Source organism: Pedobacter aquatilis (assembly GCF_032678405.1).
Taxonomy (GTDB): domain Bacteria; phylum Bacteroidota; class Bacteroidia; order Sphingobacteriales; family Sphingobacteriaceae; genus Pedobacter; species Pedobacter aquatilis_A.
On sequence record NZ_JAVTSJ010000001.1, the window covers coordinates 438,417 to 458,355 of the forward strand.

The 19,939-nt window shown below is 38.1% G+C and carries 17 protein-coding genes and 1 riboswitch; of the genes, 9 read left to right on the plus strand and 8 right to left on the minus strand.

Annotated elements, in window-relative coordinates; translation table 11 throughout:
* Positions 1–178: 178 nt before the first annotated feature.
* On the minus strand, positions 179–679 hold the full coding sequence (locus R2R71_RS01995; protein WP_316829564.1) for a C40 family peptidase: 501 nt from the start codon (positions 677–679) through the stop codon (positions 179–181).
* A gap of 43 nt (positions 680–722) precedes the next feature.
* Positions 723–3,302 (minus strand): DNA mismatch repair protein MutS, encoded by a 2,580-nt coding sequence (gene mutS, locus R2R71_RS02000; protein ID WP_316829565.1) that lies wholly within the window; start codon positions 3,300–3,302, stop codon positions 723–725.
* A 325-nt stretch (positions 3,303–3,627) separates the two neighbouring features.
* Between mutS and R2R71_RS02005 the strand changes: the two genes are divergently transcribed.
* Complete coding sequence (locus tag R2R71_RS02005) at positions 3,628–3,945, plus strand: HPF/RaiA family ribosome-associated protein (RefSeq protein WP_316829567.1); 318 nt, start codon at positions 3,628–3,630, stop codon at positions 3,943–3,945.
* 42 nt (positions 3,946–3,987) lie between these two features.
* Here the strand turns inward: R2R71_RS02005 and R2R71_RS02010 are convergent, their stop codons facing one another.
* The 4 genes from R2R71_RS02010 to R2R71_RS02025 all read right to left on the minus strand — a co-directional run bounded on the left by R2R71_RS02010 (position 3,988) and on the right by R2R71_RS02025 (position 7,556).
* Positions 3,988–4,728 (minus strand): menaquinone biosynthesis protein, encoded by a 741-nt coding sequence (locus tag R2R71_RS02010; RefSeq protein ID WP_316829568.1) that lies wholly within the window; start codon positions 4,726–4,728, stop codon positions 3,988–3,990.
* A 67-nt stretch (positions 4,729–4,795) separates the two neighbouring features.
* Positions 4,796–5,419 (minus strand): histidine phosphatase family protein, encoded by a 624-nt coding sequence (locus R2R71_RS02015; protein WP_316829569.1) that lies wholly within the window; start codon positions 5,417–5,419, stop codon positions 4,796–4,798.
* Between the two features lie 67 nt (positions 5,420–5,486).
* Positions 5,487–6,680, minus strand: a complete 1,194-nt coding sequence (mqnE, locus tag R2R71_RS02020) for an aminofutalosine synthase MqnE (RefSeq protein WP_316829570.1) — start codon at positions 6,678–6,680, stop codon at positions 5,487–5,489.
* Positions 6,681–7,061: 381 nt separating this feature from the next.
* The gene (locus tag R2R71_RS02025) at positions 7,062–7,556 is read right to left on the minus strand and encodes a lipocalin family protein (RefSeq protein WP_316829571.1); all 495 of its coding nucleotides are present in this window, start codon (positions 7,554–7,556) and stop codon (positions 7,062–7,064) included.
* A 123-nt stretch (positions 7,557–7,679) separates the two neighbouring features.
* Between R2R71_RS02025 and R2R71_RS02030 the strand changes: the two genes are divergently transcribed.
* Positions 7,680–8,795, plus strand: a complete 1,116-nt coding sequence (locus tag R2R71_RS02030; protein ID WP_316829572.1) for a trans-sulfuration enzyme family protein — start codon at positions 7,680–7,682, stop codon at positions 8,793–8,795.
* Positions 8,796–8,936: 141 nt separating this feature from the next.
* On the opposite strand, the gene R2R71_RS02035 is transcribed toward R2R71_RS02030, so the two are convergent.
* Complete coding sequence (locus R2R71_RS02035; protein WP_316829573.1) at positions 8,937–9,941, minus strand: hypothetical protein; 1,005 nt, start codon at positions 9,939–9,941, stop codon at positions 8,937–8,939.
* 206 nt (positions 9,942–10,147) lie between these two features.
* A riboswitch (SAM riboswitch) is annotated at positions 10,148–10,258 on the plus strand.
* Between the two features lie 256 nt (positions 10,259–10,514).
* On the opposite strand from R2R71_RS02035, the gene R2R71_RS02040 reads away from it, so the two are divergent.
* The 3 genes from R2R71_RS02040 to R2R71_RS02050 all read left to right on the plus strand — a co-directional run bounded on the left by R2R71_RS02040 (position 10,515) and on the right by R2R71_RS02050 (position 14,332).
* Complete coding sequence (locus R2R71_RS02040; RefSeq protein ID WP_316829574.1) at positions 10,515–11,822, plus strand: O-acetylhomoserine aminocarboxypropyltransferase/cysteine synthase; 1,308 nt, start codon at positions 10,515–10,517, stop codon at positions 11,820–11,822.
* A 32-nt stretch (positions 11,823–11,854) separates the two neighbouring features.
* On the plus strand, positions 11,855–12,913 hold the full coding sequence (gene metX, locus R2R71_RS02045) for an alpha/beta fold hydrolase (protein ID WP_316829575.1): 1,059 nt from the start codon (positions 11,855–11,857) through the stop codon (positions 12,911–12,913).
* A 174-nt stretch (positions 12,914–13,087) separates the two neighbouring features.
* Positions 13,088–14,332, plus strand: coding sequence for a homoserine dehydrogenase (locus R2R71_RS02050; RefSeq protein WP_316829576.1), 1,245 nt, complete (start codon positions 13,088–13,090; stop codon positions 14,330–14,332).
* A 91-nt stretch (positions 14,333–14,423) separates the two neighbouring features.
* Here R2R71_RS02050 and R2R71_RS02055 read toward each other — a convergent pair whose 3' ends face one another.
* Positions 14,424–15,194 (minus strand): queuosine precursor transporter, encoded by a 771-nt coding sequence (locus R2R71_RS02055; RefSeq protein WP_316829577.1) that lies wholly within the window; start codon positions 15,192–15,194, stop codon positions 14,424–14,426.
* A 147-nt stretch (positions 15,195–15,341) separates the two neighbouring features.
* On the opposite strand from R2R71_RS02055, the gene R2R71_RS02060 reads away from it, so the two are divergent.
* From R2R71_RS02060 to R2R71_RS02075, 4 genes are all read left to right on the plus strand, one after another.
* Positions 15,342–16,568 (plus strand): multidrug effflux MFS transporter, encoded by a 1,227-nt coding sequence (locus tag R2R71_RS02060; RefSeq protein WP_316829578.1) that lies wholly within the window; start codon positions 15,342–15,344, stop codon positions 16,566–16,568.
* Between the two features lie 255 nt (positions 16,569–16,823).
* Positions 16,824–17,969 (plus strand): methionine aminotransferase, encoded by a 1,146-nt coding sequence (locus tag R2R71_RS02065; RefSeq protein ID WP_316829579.1) that lies wholly within the window; start codon positions 16,824–16,826, stop codon positions 17,967–17,969.
* A gap of 21 nt (positions 17,970–17,990) precedes the next feature.
* Positions 17,991–18,794 (plus strand): nitrilase family protein, encoded by an 804-nt coding sequence (locus R2R71_RS02070; protein WP_316829580.1) that lies wholly within the window; start codon positions 17,991–17,993, stop codon positions 18,792–18,794.
* Positions 18,795–18,901: 107 nt separating this feature from the next.
* The gene (locus tag R2R71_RS02075; protein ID WP_316829581.1) at positions 18,902–19,936 is read left to right on the plus strand and encodes a N(4)-(beta-N-acetylglucosaminyl)-L-asparaginase; all 1,035 of its coding nucleotides are present in this window, start codon (positions 18,902–18,904) and stop codon (positions 19,934–19,936) included.
* The last annotated feature ends 3 nt before the right edge of the window (positions 19,937–19,939 follow it).

The following is a 19,939-nucleotide window of genomic DNA, read 5'->3' on the forward strand; positions in this document are numbered from 1 at the left end:
ACATTCTGAGCTTAGCGGAGATCACCAGGCGGCTACGAAGTAAATCTGCAGCAATCTGGCTGCTCTGGAAATATTACTTTTTTTCAGCATTATCTTCTTAGTTCATTATTCCATCGTTTGCAGATTTACTTCGTAGCTGCTTCGCGGTCTTCATTGCATTCAGAATGACAGCAAGTATTTAGTTAACTGAGCCCGATTTAACGAAAACCCGCTGATAAGCTGGCATATTAATATCATCAACAATAACACCCCTGTTTGTACTTGCATGAACAAAAAAACCGTTGTTTAAATAAATACCAACATGATCAACGTTGCTCCCACCAAAGGAAAAGAAAACGAGGTCACCTTCTTTTAAGTCACTGATATTTTTACGCCTGACAACGTTCGCCTGGTCGCGGGAAACCCTTGGCAAACTAATCCCATAAATCTCTTTCTCTAATAAATAGGCAAAACCTGAGCAATCAATCCCATTTTTGTCTAGTCCGCCAAACTTATATCTCACACCTGTCCAATCGGTAATAAACTTATACAGTTGCTTACTTTTCAAATTAGACATGGCGTCAGCTGCTTTTGGAGCTGTCTCAGGCCGGGTAGTATATTTTCGAGAACCACATGAAGACAGCACAACTATTAAAATAAAAACGATCCAATAAGAATAAAGCAATTTTGTTTTTACCATATCTAATCTTTATGTGGTTTCAGGGGCTAACTATCAGGATAAACTAATTTTTGATCAAACGCTGGATCTCATCCAGCTTGAGCAAAGCTTCCACAGGAGTTAACGCATTTACATCTAAATTATTTAGTGTATCTCTTATTTTAACCAGAACAGGATCATCAACAGCAAACATCTGTAACTGATAGGCCTGGTTCTGTACTTTCTTAATACTGTCTTTAATGCTCTGTCCTTCTGTCCTGTCGATTTCCAGTTTCTTCAAAATCTCATTTGCCCGGCCAATCAATTTCAATGGCATACCTGCCATTTTAGCCACATGAATACCAAAACTATGCTCACTGCCTCCTGGAACCAGCTTTCTTAAAAAGATCACTTTGTTCGACATTTCCTTAACAGAAACGTTAAAATTTTTGATCCGCGGCATTGTATTCGCCAACTCATTTAGTTCATGATAATGGGTAGCAAATAATGTTTTTGGCCGCGAAGTAGGGTGCTGATGCAAAAACTCCGCAATTGCCCAGGCAATCGAAATACCATCGTAAGTACTTGTTCCACGGCCAATTTCATCTAAAAGAATCAAGCTGTTATCAGAAATGTTATTCAGGATACTGGCCGTTTCATTCATCTCTACCATGAAGGTACTTTCTCCTGAAGAAATGTTATCAGATGCACCAACACGGGTAAAAATTTTATCCACCAAACCAACATCAGCCGCTTTTGCAGGAACGAAACAGCCCATTTGTGCCATCAGCACAATTAAGGCTGTTTGCCGTAAAATGGCCGACTTACCCGCCATGTTCGGACCAGTAATCATAATAATCTGCTGCGATTCCGTATCCAGGTAAACGTCGTTAGTGATGTACTCCTGTCCTACCGGCAACTGTTTTTCGATAACAGGATGGCGGCCGCCTTTAATATCCAACACCTTATCCTTATTCACCGTAGGCATTACGTAATGATTTTTTTCTGCAAGTTGCGCAAAACACAACAAACAATCCATCTGCGCAATTAAAAATGAATCGAGTTGAATGGGCTTGATATAACTCGCTGTTTCAAACATCAGTTCGTTATATAAGCGGATTTCAATTGCCTGAATTTTTTCTTCGGCACCTAAAATCTGTTCTTCATACTCTTTAAGCTCCGGGGTGATGTATCGCTCTGCATTCACCAGGGTCTGCTTTCTTATCCAACCCTCAGGCACTTTATCCTTGTGGGTATGTGTCACCTCCAGATAGTAACCAAAAACGTTATTGAAAGAAATCTTCAATGAAGGAATCCCTGTGGCTTCAGCTTCACGCTTCTGAATTTGAACCAGGTAATCTTTACCACCAAAAGCTATTTTCCTCAGTCTATCCAACTCCTCGTCAATGCCATCATTAATCACATTACCTTTAACAAGTAAGGCAGGTGGATCTGGTTGAAGTTCCCTTTCGATGCGTTCCCGAATGGCAATGCAAGGGTTCAGTTGATCGGCAATCTTAATGAGAAAAGGATTCTTTGAGCTTGCAGCAAGATGCTTTACCGCTTCAATGTGGCTTAAAGCTCTTTTTAAGGCTACAAGTTCTCTTGGGCCAACACGTTGCAAACCAACTTTAGAGATTAATCGCTCTAAATCGCCAATCTGCTTGATATGAGACAGAAACTCCTGTAATAGTTCGTCGTTCTTTACAAAAAAATCAACCATTCCCAAACGCTCCTGAATGGGCTTTAACTCCTTTAATGGCATGATAATCCACTTTTGAAGCAACCTCGCACCCATAGGCGTAGCGGTATGGTCAAGAATATCGAACAAGGTTACCGCATTGTCATTAGCCGAATTTACCAGCTCAAGGTTACGGATGGTGAACCGATCGAGCCACATGAAACGATCTTCCTCTATTCTGCTTATCGAAGTAATGTGCTGTAAATTGCGATGCTCTGTTTCGCCGAGATAATGTAAAACGACACCCGCGGCGATGATACCACTCTGCAAACGCTCAATACCAAAACCCTTTAAGGAAGTTACATCAAAATGTTTAGTTAGCGTTTCTTCAGCATAATCGGTTGTATACGGCCATTCGTCTAAACCGAAAGTATAAAACCGGTCACCAAACTGCTCTAAAAATGCCTGCCTTTTAGATTTCTGAAAAATAACTTCTGTGGGTTTAAAACCCTGCAACAATTTATCTATATAATCACTATTTCCCTGGGCAATCAAAAATTCTCCTGTAGAGATATCCAGAAATGAAATCCCAATCTGTGTTTTATCGAAGAAAACCGAGGCCAGATAATTATTCGATTTTTGGTTAACAATGTTATCACCATAAGCAACGCCAGGTGTTACTAACTCAGTAACGCCGCGTTTAACGATAGTTTTGGTTGTTTTGGGATCTTCCAGCTGATCGCAAATCGCTACGCGCTCACCTGCCCTAACTAATTTAGAAAGATAGTTATCTAAGGAATGATGCGGAAAACCGGCAAGCTCCAATGCACCACCATTCGGTCCTGTTCCCCTTCGGGTTAACACAATCCCTAAAATCTGTGCTGTTTTTATGGCATCTTCGCCAAAGGTTTCATAAAAATCACCAACCCTAAAAAGTAAAAGTGCACCCGGATACTTCGCTTTAATAGCGTTGTATTGCTGCATTAACGGGGTTTCCTTATTCGTATCTTTAGCCAAAACTGAAATTAATTTGCAAAAGCTATAAAGATAATACGATTGTGCATTCTATGGGTGTTTTGTTGAAAAATTGAAAGATTGTTAGCAAGGTAAGATTCTCGCAACTAATCATTATTTGAAAATGAAGTGCTCTTCACCTTTCGGATAATCTAGCCCTGCTATCCGCTTTACTTCTCCCAATTAAAATCGGGCTCGTGTCCGCTTCTATCAGGTTTAAAAACAAAGGGCAGTTAAGCCCTACCTGAAACAAATAACGAAGCTTAATTGTTAAGTTAAAAAAGATAAATATAATATGATGACGATCCACTTAAACACAGACAAAAATCTCACTATACACCAAGAGTATGAAGACAAGATTCAAACACAAATTGATTCTGCTTTAGCTCGCTTCAGTGATCTGATTACAAGAATAGAAGTTCATTTATCAGATGAAAACGGCAGCAAAGACGGGCTTGAAGATAAACGTTGTTTAATCGAAGCAAAAATAACAGGAAAAGAACCAATAGCAGTAACCAATTTAGGCAATACTTACGATTTGGCTATTGCAGGCGGATTAACCAAATTGAAAAGCAAGCTAGAAACACTCGCAGGAAAAATTAAAGCGCATTAAAACAAGAAAGGCAATCCCACATGATCAGGATTGCCTTTCTTATTATACTTTTTCTTTCTTGAGTTCTTCAATATAATTTAAAAACAAATTCATTGCCTTTTTCCGATCATCAGTTACCTCAAATTGCAGTTTATGATATAAATAATCTTCTAAATCGAAGTTTTTTGTTTCAGGTAAGGTTTTGAGTACATCAGCCCTGTGTGCCAAACCAAAGCTTAGAGCCTCATTAAATTCATCTTTAAAGGCTTGCGGGATTTCCTTATTTGCAACCCAGGCGGCATACATAAAGGGTAAGCCCGTAAAATTCTTCCACTCCTCACCCATATCGTAAACAAATGCATAATCGCCTTTTTTACCAAAGGTTCTGTCGCCGATTAAAACGATGGCATCCGTTTCTGCATTATTGTCTGTTGTGAATTCTACTTCTTGCTTCCAGTAAAACTTAAGTAAAACCTTCGCCAGGTTATTCGATGTTCTGGAATGTGCATCAAGTCTTAATGTTCTAATTTCTTCAACGGGAACGTTACTAAAAATAAAAACCGAATTAACTGCGCCATCACTGCCAATACAATAATCGGCAACAATGTTAGCGTTTGGAACCAATGGAATAGCTGCCACAGGCATCAAACCCATATCTACCTCACCATTAATTACTTTAGCAGCGCAATCTGAAGGAATATCTAAACTTAAATCTATTTTATGCTTAATATCCGAATGTTCTAATCCGTATATAAATGCTTTGGTGTTGGTGTAAGCAACAGCCGATATTTTTATTTTATTCAAGGTATTATTTTAAAAATCTACGTCATTACAAAGTACTTGCCCAGCACCTGCAATGACGATTAAAGTATTACTCAATTACTAAACCATCCAAATGAACAGCACTATTAAACTCAAGCACAGAAAACTTTCCATCCTCAAAACCCATTTTATACAAAACGGTATTTTGATGTGGAAACTCAGTCATTTCACTAAGCGGTTTATTCAACAGCAAGCAAAGGAAAACCCGCATAGCCCTGCCGTGCATACACAACAAGACAGTCTGTTCTTCAGGGCGTGTTGATAAAACCTCCATTGGCTGTTTCAATCGCTCATAAACATCCTGAACGCTTTCTCCACCTTCAAAGTGGGCAGTATAGTCGCCATTTTGCCAGGCTTCAAGCATCTCACGAAAAGCATCCCTTGAATTTTCAGTATTTGGCTGCCCTTCCCAAATACCCCATGCAAGCTCATCCAAACCTGATAGACGTTCCCAAGGCAATCCTGAATCAATAAATTTCTGTACGGTTTGCCATGTGCGTTTCAGTTCTGATGTATAAATTTTATCAAACTTTACATCTTTGTACGTTTGATAAAAAGCTTCTGCCTGGGCTCTGCCTGTATCATTTAAATCAGCATTTATACCTCTGCCTTGTACTATACCTTGCCTGTTCAGTTCTGTTTCGCCGTGGCGGATGATGTAAATATGCTTCATTTAATGATTGATTTTAGAAATGATTGAATTTCAGATAGTATTAATGCTATCATGCCGTGATTCAAAATTAATTCACAACTGGTAATTTATAATAAGCTGGTTTTTTCTCTTCTTCGAAGACAACATTTTCAAAATCTGTAACCACGTTATATAAAGTATCGCGTTCTATCGCTTTTCGTCCAACTTGTTTAATTAAATTCACCAATTCTTTGGTACTCATTGCTGGGGTTTGCTCTTCAGCCCCTGCCATGGAATAGATTTTGGTCGTATCATCCAAAGTACCATCGATATCATCTACGCCGTAATTAAGAGACAATTGAGCAGTTTCACGGCTAATCATCGCCCAGTATGCTTTAATATGATCGAAATTATCCATGTAAATACGGGCAATGGCATAATTCCTTAAATCCTCAACTACAGACGATTCTGCAACATTACTCATTTGATTATGCTGGTTTCGGAATTTTAGTGGAATAAAAGTCTGGAAGCCTCCAGTTCTATCTTGTAAGTCGCGAAGTTTTTCCATATGATCTACGCGATGCCAGAATTCTTCAATATGACCATAAAGCATCGTTGCATTGCTTCTCATACCAAGCTTATGCCATTCTTCATGAATAGCAAGCCATTGTTCACCAGTACACTTATCTTTTGCTATCTGATCACGAACTTCAGGATGAAAGAGCTCAGCACCTCCACCAGGCATCGATTGTAAACCAGCTTCTTTCATCAGTTTCATACCCGTAGCATAATCAACCTTTGCTTTCTTAAAAATGTAGTGATATTCAACTGGCGTAAGCGCCTTCACATGTAAATCGGGCCGGTGTGTGCGAATTGCAGTAAATAATGCGCTATAAAATGCCATATCATACTGAGGCAAAACTCCTCCAACGATATGAACTTCAGTAACGGGCTCATCATCATACTTCTTCACAATATCAAGCATCTGCTCCATTGTTAAAGCCCAACCTTCTTCCTTTTGCTTAATTAAACGCGAATAAGAACAGAATTTGCAATCGTAAACACAAAGGTTTGTAGGTTCTAAGTGAAAGTTTCGGTTAAAATAAGTTTTATCACCATGTTTCTCTTCACGGACAAAGTTGGCTAAAATGCCTAAATAACCTAATTCAGCATACTTATAAAGGTAAACGCCCTCATCAAAAGTAATACGTTCTTTATTAAGGACTTTATGCGCTATGTTTTGTAGTTCAGTTGATAATGAAGTATCAGCTAATATTTTTTCAACCTGTTCAGTTGTATTCATTCCTGATTATTTTGAACAAAAATACAATATTGAGGCGATTTGAAAATCATTTTCTTGTAACAAACAGTATGGGTGCCTCAGATTCGCAGATTTTAGGTTTGTTAAATTGAGCAATGAAATAGTAGTTGCCACGGAAGCACCGAACACACGGAAAATATTTTCTTATTCTACCTCAAATTGGTTTGCCACAGATTAACTGAATATTTACTAAATCAAGCACGAAATAATAGTTGCCACGGAAACACAGATTTAGATGGAATTATGGTGAATGATTCTCCGTGTATTCAGTGCTTCCGTGGCAAAACTGAGGCAAACCTCGGGCGAAAAAAAAGCACCTCTTTTCAGAAGTGCTCTCGTATTATGTTTTTCGTAGGTAGTTTTTTAGTTTGAAGCAGGAGAAAATGTTAACACGATGTTCGCAGTTCTTCCACCGAATTCAATAGGCGATTTCATTACCATACTTCCTTTAGATAGTTGAGTAAGCACTAAACGGTAACCTTCAGTTACGTTTTTAGCTTTATCACCTTCGTAAATTTTCTTAAACTGGAAGGTTTCTTCTGACGGAGTAGCCGACCAGAAAATTGTTTGCATTACCGAACCGCAAGTGCTTGATGCAGGCAAAGTATATGAACCATTTCCGCTATTGGTTAATTTCCAAGTACTACCCTGAAAGCATTTGTAAGATTTCTCACCAAACAAACCCTGAACAGCCTGATCGGGTAAACCTTCTAATGAAACATTGTTCAATACCCAGGTTCCTGTAACTGTACCTCTACCACCATTAATTCCGGTGGTGGCATTTTTTGTTGATGAACAACTTTGTAACATTAATAAAGTAGAACATGCTATTGCGATAGCTATAAATAATCTTTTCATTTTAGTTTAATTTAATTTTCGGGTAAACAGATTACATAAATCTTGCCAAAACAATTATGAAAGTTAAATTTGCTTTAAAATATTAAATTGTATTTTGATTAAACCCTGCAAAAATAAATTAAAATGAAACCCGAAACCCTTGCTATTCACGCTTCTAATCTTGTAAAAAATATTACAGGAGATGTTACGCCTCCAATAAATTTATCTACAACATTTTTCCGTGATGAACAAGGTGGCTATCCGGGTGGACACATGTATAGCCGTGTAAGCAACCCCAACAGGTCTGCTTTAGAGAACACCCTGGCAAAACTGGAATATGGTGAAGATGCAGCAGCCTTTGCTTCGGGAAATAATTGCGGTTTAAGTTTGTTTCAGGCTTTAAAGCCTGGCAGCCACATTATTGCACCTGATGATATGTACTGGGGTATAAAAAAACAACTTCTAACTATTTTTAACGATATTCTTGAGTTCGATTTTGTTGACCAGACAGATTTAAACCTCATTAAATCTAAGATAAAAGAGAATACACAACTCATTTGGATTGAAACGCCATCAAACCCATTGTTAAAGGTTACTGACATTAATGAAATTGCAAAAATCGCGAAAGCAAACCACATTACGTTAGCCTGCGACAGCACTTTCGCTTCCCCAATTTTACAAAACCCAATCTTGTTGGGCGCCGATATTGTGATGCATAGCAGCACAAAATATTTGGGTGGACACAGTGATGTGCTGGGTGGTATTCTCGTTACCGCTAAAAAAGATGAACTTTGGGAGAAAGTCAAAAACATCCAACAAACTGGTGGTGCAGTGCCCTCGCCTTTCGATTGTTACTTATTGTGCAGAAGCATTAAAACTTTAGCTTACCGCATGAAAGGGCATTGTGAAAACGGGAAAAAAGTTGCTCAATACTTAGTCAGTCATCCAAAAGTTGAGGCCGTTTTTTATCCTGGACTAGAAACCCATCCTCAGCATGAAATTGCCAAAAAACAAATGAAAGATTTTGGAGGTATGCTCTCATTCCTGGTTAAAGGTGATGTTAATGATGCCAGTAAAGTGGTAAATAAAGTAAAATTATTTGCACAGGCTACAAGTCTTGGTGGCGTAGAAAGTCTTATAGAACACCGTTACTCGGTTGAAGGACCGGATAGTAAAACGCCTAAAAATTTATTAAGAATTTCTGTAGGACTAGAGCATGTAGACGATATCATTGCAGATTTAGAACAAGCTTTAATATAATTTCAACATCACAAAAAAGCACAAAGCAAGCTAATAATTACAATAGTTATTATTCAGCGCTTGCTTTGTGCTTTGCAGTAGCAATATTTAATTCGCTTGCAGAAAGCCTGACTTTAGTAAACGAAACTTAAGGTTAAAACGTTACTTAGGATTACAAATGGTTACCAGTTTTGCAGTATAATCGGCATTTAATGGCTCATTGGTTTGGGCCAAACGCTGTGAACCTGTATTTGCCGGACAGGCAATATCGCCTGCTGCATCATAAACGAGCTTGTTTCCGTTAGCTAATAACGCTTTAGGTACGTAAACCTGCACCTTAGTTACCGAATAGCCAGAAGGAAAATAACGCACATAATAGCCATCAGGGTGTTTCGTCCATATACCACTTGGCACATCAGCACGTGGAGGTGCCATACCTGCAATAATCGCATATTTTTCCATGTCGGCATAGGTATAATTGCCTGAAGCAACCAGCTGCCTGATATTATTTTCTGCTTCGAAAACAGCTTTTACTCCAGAAGGGAGCTGATCTTTCGCTTTCTCCATCACATCGAATGGCAGCACACCCAAAGCACCGCCTTCAAGCTGTGTCAATTGCTTAGGTGTCAGAAGCTTAATGGCAGTCAATTTAACTGTTCCGGCATAGTCGGCAAATTTTGTTCTGGCAATTATAGTCCATAATAAAACCTGAATATCGTGCTGTTCTACTTCCGGATGCTTTTCTGCACTCTTCAAAACCGAAACAACAATTTCTTCTTTAGGCCCTAAAACAGGTGCAAACATGTAGCCATCACCTTTGGATGGTGCAAAGGTCCCTGCTTTCAAACAATAACTCTTATTCGTCATTTCATAAAAGCCTTCACATAAAAGATAACCACCCTCAGGATTTTTCGGTAAAAGATACAGGGGTTGAAACTTTGCATTTGCGTTAAAATCAGGCATTTTCTCACCTTCACGGTTTACATCTTCAAATGAAGTTGTGATGGCCGCCGGTTGTTTCAGAAACTTATCTACACCCAGGGCCTTTGCGCCTTGGGCTGTTCCAACCTTGAGTAACTTGTCTTTTAAACCACCAAACTGAGCCTGGGCCGTTAGCCCTGAAAAGGCAATAAATATCGCCAGGGAAATAGATTTTATTTTTTTCATAATGATTAGATAGGTAATACAAACATAAAATTTTGAGGTTAAATTTGTGTTATCTTCATTCTTTTTATCAATTTGATAAATATAGCATGTTGATTTACAGAATATTGACAAAAAATCAGAATTTAATTTTGTTGTTAAAATTTTAATACCGACATTTGAAACATTATTTGGCAGCAAGCTAAATAAAAGTCAATCTTAATCGGATTGATTTATAAAGAAGTGGCGAGAGACTGGCTCATTGACCCACTGGCAACCCTCAGAAAGAGAAGGTGCCAATTCCTGACCGGATAGCGAGGTGTTATCTGGAGATATAAATTAGAACTGATGAAAACATTAAATCTACAATCGCAAAGCGAACCCAGTGCAAAAAAAGTAAAGCGCATTTCTGTTTCTTTTATTTGTTGTGCTATGCAGGCGATTACTTGTATGTGCTGTTGCATACAGTAATTTAAAAATCTTCCTTTTTTGTTTCTTTTTCAAACTGGAAGGTCCCGAATAATCGGGATACGCCCACATAGGTTTACCCTATTCACTTGAATAATTAAATCGTACAACATTTAAAAATTAGCAATCATGTCAACAACATATAAATTTGAAACTTTACAAATTCACGCCGGCCAAGAAGTAGACCCAACAACAGGCTCAAGAGCAGTCCCTATTTACCAAACAACATCATACGGTTTTAAAAATGCAGAACATGGTGCAAATCTTTTTGCATTAAAAGAATTTGGAAATATCTATACCAGGATTATGAATCCTACAAATGATGTTTTCGAAAAACGTATTGCGGCTTTACAAGGAGGTATAGCTGCACTAGCCGTAGCATCAGGTCAGGCAGCACAATTTCTGGCATTAAATAATATTCTTGAGGCTGGCGATAGCATTGTTTCTTCATCACATATTTATGGCGGAACATATAACCAGTTTAAAGTGGCTTTTAAGCGTTTAGGTATTCATGTAGATTTTGCCAATCCAGATGTTCCGGAAGAATTTGAACAAAAGATTACCGATAAAACAAAAGCCATTTACCTGGAAACCATCGGCAATCCGGCATTTAGTATTCCCGATTTCGAAAAGATTGCTGCAATTGCAAAAAAGTACGATTTACCACTGATTGTAGATAATACATTTGGCACTGCAGGGTACTTATTTAAGCCATTAGAACATGGTGCAAACATTGTAATTGAATCGGCAACAAAATGGATTGGCGGTCACGGAACAAGTATAGGTGGTGTTATTGTTGATGGTGGAAACTATAACTGGGGAAATGGAAAATTCCCTCAATTCAGCCAGCCTTCCGAAGGTTATCATGGATTAGTTTTTAGTGATGTTTTTGGAGTAGACGGACCATTTGGCAACATTCAGTTCATCATTCGTGCCCGTCTTGAAGGCTTAAGGGATTTAGGTCCTGCCCTTTCTCCTTTTAACTCATTTCTTTTATTGCAGGGATTAGAAACCCTATCGCTTCGCGTTCAGCGCCATGTAGATAATGCTTTAGAACTCGCCACCTGGCTGGAAAATCACCCGGCAGTTAAAGAAGTTTCTTATCCTGGTTTAGCCAGCAGTAAATATAACAATTTAGCAAAAAAATACCTTAACAATGGCTTTGGAGCTGTTTTATCCTTCGAACTAAATGGAAGTAAAGAAAAAGCGACACAGCTAATTGATAATTTAAAATTGATTTCGCACCTGGCAAATGTTGGCGATGCGAAAACATTAATTATTCAACCTTCTGCAACCACACACCAGCAGCTAAGCGATCAGGAACAGCTCGCTGCCGGCGTAAAACCAAATGCACTAAGAGTTTCAGTTGGTATTGAGCATATTGACGATATCAAAGCCGATTTTGAGCAAGCTTTTGCAGCAATTAACAAAGCTTAATCGTCTTTTTTTACAACATTACAATTTTTAAAATGAGCATAACAACAACATATAACCATCCAAAACAATTCAAATTAGAGAGCGGTAAAAAAATCAGGAATCTGCAAATTGCTTATCAAACTTATGGCAAGCTAAATGCAAATAAAGACAATGTTGTTTGGGTATGCCATGCCCTTACTGCAAATGCAGATGTTTTTGAATGGTGGGAAGGCTTGTTTGGACAAAGTGCATTATTCAATCCTAACGACCATTATATTGTTTGTGCAAATGTTTTAGGTTCTAATTATGGAACTACAAACCCTTTGAGCATAAATACGGTAACTGGTTTACCCTACTATTTGTCATTTCCACAATTTACCATTCGCGATTTTGTGTCTGCACACCAGCTCTTAGCCAATCATTTAGGTATCGAACAGATTAAACTTTTAATTGGCGGATCTTTAGGCGGACAACAAGCTGTTGAATGGAGTATAACCGAACCTCCCCGAATTGAAAACCTGATTTTGGTAGCTACCAATGCAGTACATTCGCCTTGGGGAATTGCATTTAATGAAAGTCAGCGTTTAGCCATTACAAGCGACAGAACCTTTTATGCGAACCAGCCTGATGGCGGAAGTAAAGGTTTAAAAACCGCTCGGAGTATAGCGCTATTGAGTTATAGAACTTACAATGCTTACGGAAGTACACAGGTTGAGAGTGTTAATGATAAAACCGACAATTTCAGAGCATCTTCTTATCAGAATTACCAGGGCGAAAAATTAATCAACCGTTTTAATGCTTACAGCTATTATTACCTTACAAAAGCTATGGACAGCCATAACGTTGGTCGTGGCCGTAAATCTATTGCTGAAGCATTAAAATTAATAAAGGCTAACACCCTGGTTATTGGAATTGAAAACGACTTTTTATTCCCGATTTCGGAACAAAAATATTTAGCTGATAATATTAAAGATGCTGCCTTTGAAACAATCCACTCTGAATATGGCCACGATGGTTTCCTAATTGAAACAAATGCATTAACAAACGTCATCGGCACTTTTATTAAAGAAAGCAGGGATAAAAAGATTATAAAATTACAGCATACCGCTTAAGTTAAAACAGAAAGAATAAATAGAAAAATAACCTGCCACGAAAACATACAAAACCAGATGTCGGTTAAAGGTGTGTTTCTGTGGCAAACAGAAAAATAAACAAACAAATTAGTAGCGTAGGGATTTTTTGAGCATTCAGTCTAGATGCCCTGCTACCTGATACGATAAAAGACCATGAGTAAAAATTTAAAAATCGGATTATTTGGTTTCGGAGTTGTAGGACAAGGTTTACTGGATATTATCCAGAGCCAGAACCTAAACCTTGAAATCATTAAAATAGCGATTAAAGACCCAAAAAAGAAACGTACACTGAGTAAGGATTTATTTACAACCGATAAGAACGAAATCCTTAATAATTCAGAAATCAATACCATTGTAGAATTAATAAACGATGCTGATGCTGCTTATGATATTGTAACAACTGCTTTAAAAAATGGTAAGAATGTGGTTTCGGCAAACAAGAAAATGATTGCAACACATTTAAAAGAGTTGGTAGATTTACAACAAAAGCATGGTACATCATTACTTTATGAAGGTGCAGTATGTGGGAGTATTCCAATTATAAGAAACCTGGAGGAATACTACGACAATGAACTTTTCCACGCATTAAGTGGTATTTTTAATGGTTCATCAAATTATATTTTATCAAAAATATTTAACGAAAACCAAAGCTACGACGCTGCTTTAAAAGAAGCACAGGATTTAGGTTTCGCAGAAACAGATCCTACCTTAGACGTTGGCGGTTACGACCCAAAATACAAGCTTGCCATTGCTACTGCACATGCCTACGGCCTGTTTGTTAATCCAGATGAGATTTTAAATATCGGCATTCAGAACCTTTCTCAACACGATATTAAGTATGCACGCGAGAAAAACTTTAAAATAAAACTTGTTCCAACGGCCCGCAAAGTAAATACAAAAGACATTGTTACCTACGTTTTACCAAAACTGGTTACTAAGGATGATTTCCTTTACAATGTTGAAAATGAATACAATGCAGTTACGGTACAGGCAGCATTTGCCGATAAACAATTTTTCTTCGGAAAAGGTGCTGGTGGCCACCCAACAGGCGCTGCCGTTCTATCGGATATTGCCGCATTACGCTATGATTATCGTTACGAGTATAAAAAATACCATTCGGAAAATGGCGTAAAACATACAGAAGATATTTTATTGGAAATTTATCTGCGCTATGCTGATGAAGATTTAATCAGCCTGCTCGAATTTGACGATATCAGCGAGCGTTATGCTGCCAGCGAATTTAAGTATGTAATTGGCACCATAAAACTGAACAGTTTAATTAAAAACCGCGATTTATTACTCCACAAGTCTGTTTTTGTGGCTTATACCGGCCGCCAGATTTACAAACAAGATCAGATTGCAGAATATATATATGCAGAAGAATTAGCTGCACTTTAAGATTTTTTTAAGGTTAAATTTTTATTTGTTTTGTTGTTAAGTAAAAAGGCCGGAGCGAGTCCGGCCTTTTACGTACAATAAGTAATTTAGTTTATCCTCGTCCAGCCATATCCATTAGTTTTTTAGCTAAATCTTTTCCAAGATATCCATCGATTATTGCATGGACCATGTATAAAATAGGTGTCATTAGAATAGCGACAATGAATTTGTAAGTGTAATTAACCAGGCCAATTGCAGCTACCATTTGCCAGCTATAATGGTATTGAGGATTGAGGTAGAAAGCGATAAATATCACAACAAAACTATCAATAAGCTGCGAAACCAGCGTAGAACCTGTAGCCCTTAACCAAAGGGCCCGTTCGCCAGTTACTTTCTTTATCCTGTGAAAAATAAGTACATCGGCCAGCTGACCAACAATAAAGGCAATTATTGACCCCACGATAATCCACATACCCTGACCGAAGATACCAGCAAATGCATTATTCATGTTAAGGTCTTCGCCATTAATATTTTGATGCACCCAAAAATCGGCTGCACTCAAATGCATAGAACCCCAAACAACGAGGAATGCAAACGCAATCAAAATAGATGTTAGAATTGATAAAAAACGGACTTGTTTAACACCGAAATATTCATTGATAATATCCGTCATAATAAAGATTATGGGCCAGGTTAACACACCTGCCGACATCACAAATGAAAGATTAGGAACACCAAACAAGTTTATATCAAACTTTTTAAAGCCAAGTGTTTCTTCAACACTGAATAACTTTACACCAATAAACTCTGATAATATTGCATTTGCCACAAAAAAACTTCCCAGAACGAGAAGCAAACGGCTTTCTTTAGTTTTAAAAGTCATAGCCTATAAATCTAGATATAAATCAACTCAGATTTACTTTTTAAACGTTAAATTTTAAAATCGTTACTTTTTACAATCTATCAACCTTAAAAATAGGATTAGCAATTTAATCTCCCAATCTTTGCGCCTCCGAAAAAACTAACAATCATGGCTAAAAAACAGCACTTCTACCTGATACTAATCTTGGGTTCATTAGCAGCACTTGGTCCTTTTTCTATCGACATGTATTTACCCGGTTTTGTTGATATTGCACAAGATTTAAAAAGTACTGAATCTACTGTAGCACTATCCCTATCGAGTTTTTTCATTGGAATTTCCTTTGGCCAGCTTTTGTACGGTCCTCTTTTAGATAAATTTGGCCGTAAGAAACCTTTATATTTTGGTCTCGGCCTTTATATCCTTTCCTCATTATTATGTTTAGCCGTTACCGATGTAAACCAGTTAATTGTTTTACGTTTGGTACAAGCTATTGGAAGTTGTGCTACTGCTGTTGCTTCGGTAGCCATGGTTCGTGATTTATTTTCTGTTGAAGAAAGCCCAAAAGTATTTGCATCTTTAATGCTGGTTATAGCTGTTTCGCCAATGCTTGCGCCAACAGCAGGAGGTTACCTCATTTCTGCCCTGGGTTGGAAATATGTTTTTGTTTTCCTTGCCTTTATGGCTGTATTGATGTTATTAGCTTCCATTTTCAAACTACCTGAAAGTTATAAACCCGACCCTAACTATTCACTGAAACCCATTCCAATTATCACCAATTTCATGAAAGTACTGGAAGAACCGCAGTTTTATACTTATGCACTAATCAGTTCGATAACCTTCTCGGGTTTGTTTGCTTATGTTTCTTCATCGCCAACGGTTTTTATGAAAATTTATGAAGTAAGCAAAACGGGTTACGGTTGGATATTTGCATTGCTTTCTGTGGCTTTTATTGGCTCTAGCCAGTTAAACAGTATAATTTTAAAATGGTTTAGCAGTAAAAAAATAGTAACATGGGCTTTAATAGCCCAATGTATTTTCAGTTTAATATTTTTAGCCTTTGCCCTTAATAACTGGCTCAACCTGTATTTAACAATCGGTTTTATAGCTTTGTTCCTTTCATGTCTAGGTTTTATCAACCCAAATGCCGCTGCCTTATCCCTTGCACCATTTACAAAAAACGCGGGCAGTGCATCTGCTTTAATGGGAGCGTTGCAGATGGGCTTAGGCGCATTAGCTTCAGTTATTGTAAGTTTATTTAGTGAGCATTCTGTTGTGCCAATGCCTTTGGTAATGACCGCTGCAGCATTTATTGGATTACTATGCCTACTAATTGGAAGAAGGTTTATTAAAACTGAAATCGAGGCTTCGGCAGATGCCGCAGTTGTTGGTCATTAATCAGCAGGCAAACTTGTTATTTCTACTACGATTTTATTCTTTATTTGCCATTTAAAAATGATGGCAACGGCAACTCACCCTGATTTTGCATCGGCACCATAAGGACTATAGTAAACAAAGAGAGAAAGCCTTACCTTTTCAATTTCTTAAATACTTTACAAAAGCTTTAATATGATTTGGTTTCGGTGAAAGAAATAAGCCATTAGTGTTTAGGCTTTAATTTTTTGGGCTTTTTTTGTTATTTTCGCTTATAACATGTTGAATATACAATCGAAACTTCCTGGTGTAAGTACTACCATTTTCTCGGTAATGTCTAAACTTGCGGCAGAACATAATGCAATTAATTTATCACAGGGCTTTCCAGACTATCCCTGCGACCCAAAACTGACTGAACTTGTTGATAAAGCCATGAAAGATGGTTTTAACCAATATGCTCCAATGCCCGGCAACACTTTTTTAAAGGAAACCATCGCCGAAAAAGTTCACAACTTATATAATGTAAAGTACAATCCAGATACGGAAATAACAGTTACCGCAGGCGGAACGCAGGCCATTTTTACTGCCCTGGCAGCAATTATCAATCCTGGTGATGAAGTAATCATTTTTGAACCCGCTTACGATAGTTACGCTCCAACCATTAAACTACTTGGCGGACTTGTAAAAACTTATGAATTGGCACCCCCGGCATATAGTATTGATTGGGACATGGTGAAAAAGCTTTTTACGGCCCGTACTCGGATGATTATTTTAAATTCTCCGCAAAACCCTACGGGTAGTATCTTATCAGAAAATGATATGGAGCAATTGACAAAGCTGGTAAGCGGAACTGATATTTTGATCCTTGGCGATGAAGTTTATGAGCATCTTATTTACGATGGACAGCAGCATAAAAGCGTAATGCTTTTTCCTGAATTAAAAGAAAGAAGCTTTGTTATTGCGTCGTTCGGCAAACTTTTACACGCTACCGGATGGAAACTGGGTTATTGCCTTGCACCGGAACGTTTAACCAAAGAATTCAGGAAAGTACACCAATTTAATGTTTTTAGCGTTAATAGTCCGATGCAACAAGCCATTGCCGATTACATTAAAGAACCAAGCCACTACAATGGAATAACAGCTTTCTTTGAAAAAAAACGAAATTATTTCAGAACACTTTTAGCCGATAGCCGTTTTGAGTTATTACCTTGCAGAGGCTCTTATTTTCAATGCGCAGCTTATCGTAACATAAGCGATGAAAAAGATACAGATTTCAGCATCAGGCTGATCAAAGAATTTGGAGTTGCCACCATCCCTGTTTCGGCATTTTACCAAAAAGCAAACGACCATAAAATTATAAGATTCTGTTTTGCCAAAGAAGACTCAACCCTCGCGCTGGCGGCAGAAAAATTAAAAAATGTTTAATCATCCCGTAACACTAAACATATGGAAGCACCTGTTTACACTCAAATAGAGAACCTGAAAGTTACCGTTTTCCAGGCGTATCTTTTTTGGGAAAACATCGAAAAAAATTTACAAAACCTTGCCCTTCGACTATCGATGGGTGTTAGGGAAAAAACCGATTTAATTGTGCTGCCCGAAATGTTTAACAGCGGCTACAGCATGAATTCTGAAACACTGGCTGAAGAAATGGGTGGTTTTACTATGCAATGGATGCAAAAAATGGCGCATCAGTATAATTGTGTGGTAACGGGAAGTTTAATTATTAAGGAAAACGGAAATTATTACAACCGCCTGATTTGGATGGATCAGCATGGCGAACATAAACATTATGATAAACGCCATTTATTTGGTTTAGGCGAAGAAGATAAGAACTTCAGTCCGGGTAAAGACAAACTTATAGTAGAACTAAAAGGCTGGAAAATAAGGTTAGCCATTTGCTACGATTTGCGTTTCCCGGTTTGGCTTCGCAATGTTAATGAAGAATATGATATTTTATTACTGGTAGCCAGTTGGCCCGATAAACGCTCAAGCCATTGGAAAGCATTGATTCCCGCACGTGCAATAGAAAACCAGAGTTATTTCATTGCTGTAAACCGTGTCGGACATGACGGGAACCAGGTTTACCATAGCGGACACTCGATGTGCATTGATCCTTATGGAAGCACCGTTTATTATAAACCAGAGGATGAAGATTTATATACTTTCAGCATCAATTATGAAGAACTTGTTAAAATAAGACGTCAGTTTCCGTTTTTAAAGGATGCAGATAAATTTGAAATTAAATAATTAATAAAAGAACCATCAATTATTGAGCGATAGGTAAATTAATGATAATTTTGTTCGCTAATACCACTCAACACTAACAAATAACCTATTTTATAGTTAACCAAACCATGTTCAACCGTCGTATATTTATTAAGGCTTCAGCCCTCTCAGCCGGATTACTCGCTATCGATAAAACTAGTATGGCCGATGCAATTCCGACCAAATCACTTAATGCTGCTAATTTCCCCATCGTAATCTCTACCTGGGATTTCGGCATTGCTGCAAACGCAGATGCCTGGAAAGTGCTTTCAAAAGGTGGTCGTGCGCTTGATGCAGTTGAACAAGGTGTATGGGTACCAGAAGCAGATGAGAAAAACCAGTCGGTGGGTTATGGAGGTTTACCTGACCGCGATGGTAAAGTAACTTTAGATGCCTGCATTATGGACGAACTGGGCAACTGTGGTGCTGTTTTGGCATTAGAACACATTAAGCATCCTATTTCCGTTGCACGTAAAGTAATGGAAAAAACCCCTCATGTAATGCTGGCGGGCGATGGTGCTTTGCAATTTGCCTTGGAGCAAGGTTTTAAAAAAGAAAACCTACTTACACCGGCAAGTGAAAAAGCATGGAAAGAATGGTTAAAAACAGCAAAATATGAGCCTGTAATAAATATTGAGAATAAACTTTACGACAAGGCTGCACCTCAAAAACTACCAGGCAACCAGTATAATCACGATACTATCGGGATGCTGGCGATTGATGCTAAAGGAAATATAGCTGGTGCTTGCACCACCAGCGGCATGGCTTATAAACTTCATGGACGGATTGGCGATAGCCCGATTATTGGTGCAGGTTTGTATATCGATAATGAAGTCGGAGGCGCAACATCAACCGGTGTTGGCGAAGAAGTGGTTCGCAATGTTGGCTCTTTCTTGGTGGTAGAACTTATGCGCCAGGGTTACACACCTGAAGCTGCGTGCAAAGAAGCGGTAATGCGCATTATTAAGAAAAAACCCGAAACTGCTAAAAATATACAGGTAGGTTTCCTCGCAATTAATAAAAAAGGCGAATACGGTGCCTATGCTATCCAGCAAGGATTCAGTTATGCGGTTTGCAACGCTGAAAAACAAGATTTACTAATTAAAGGTAAAAGCTATTATTAACAG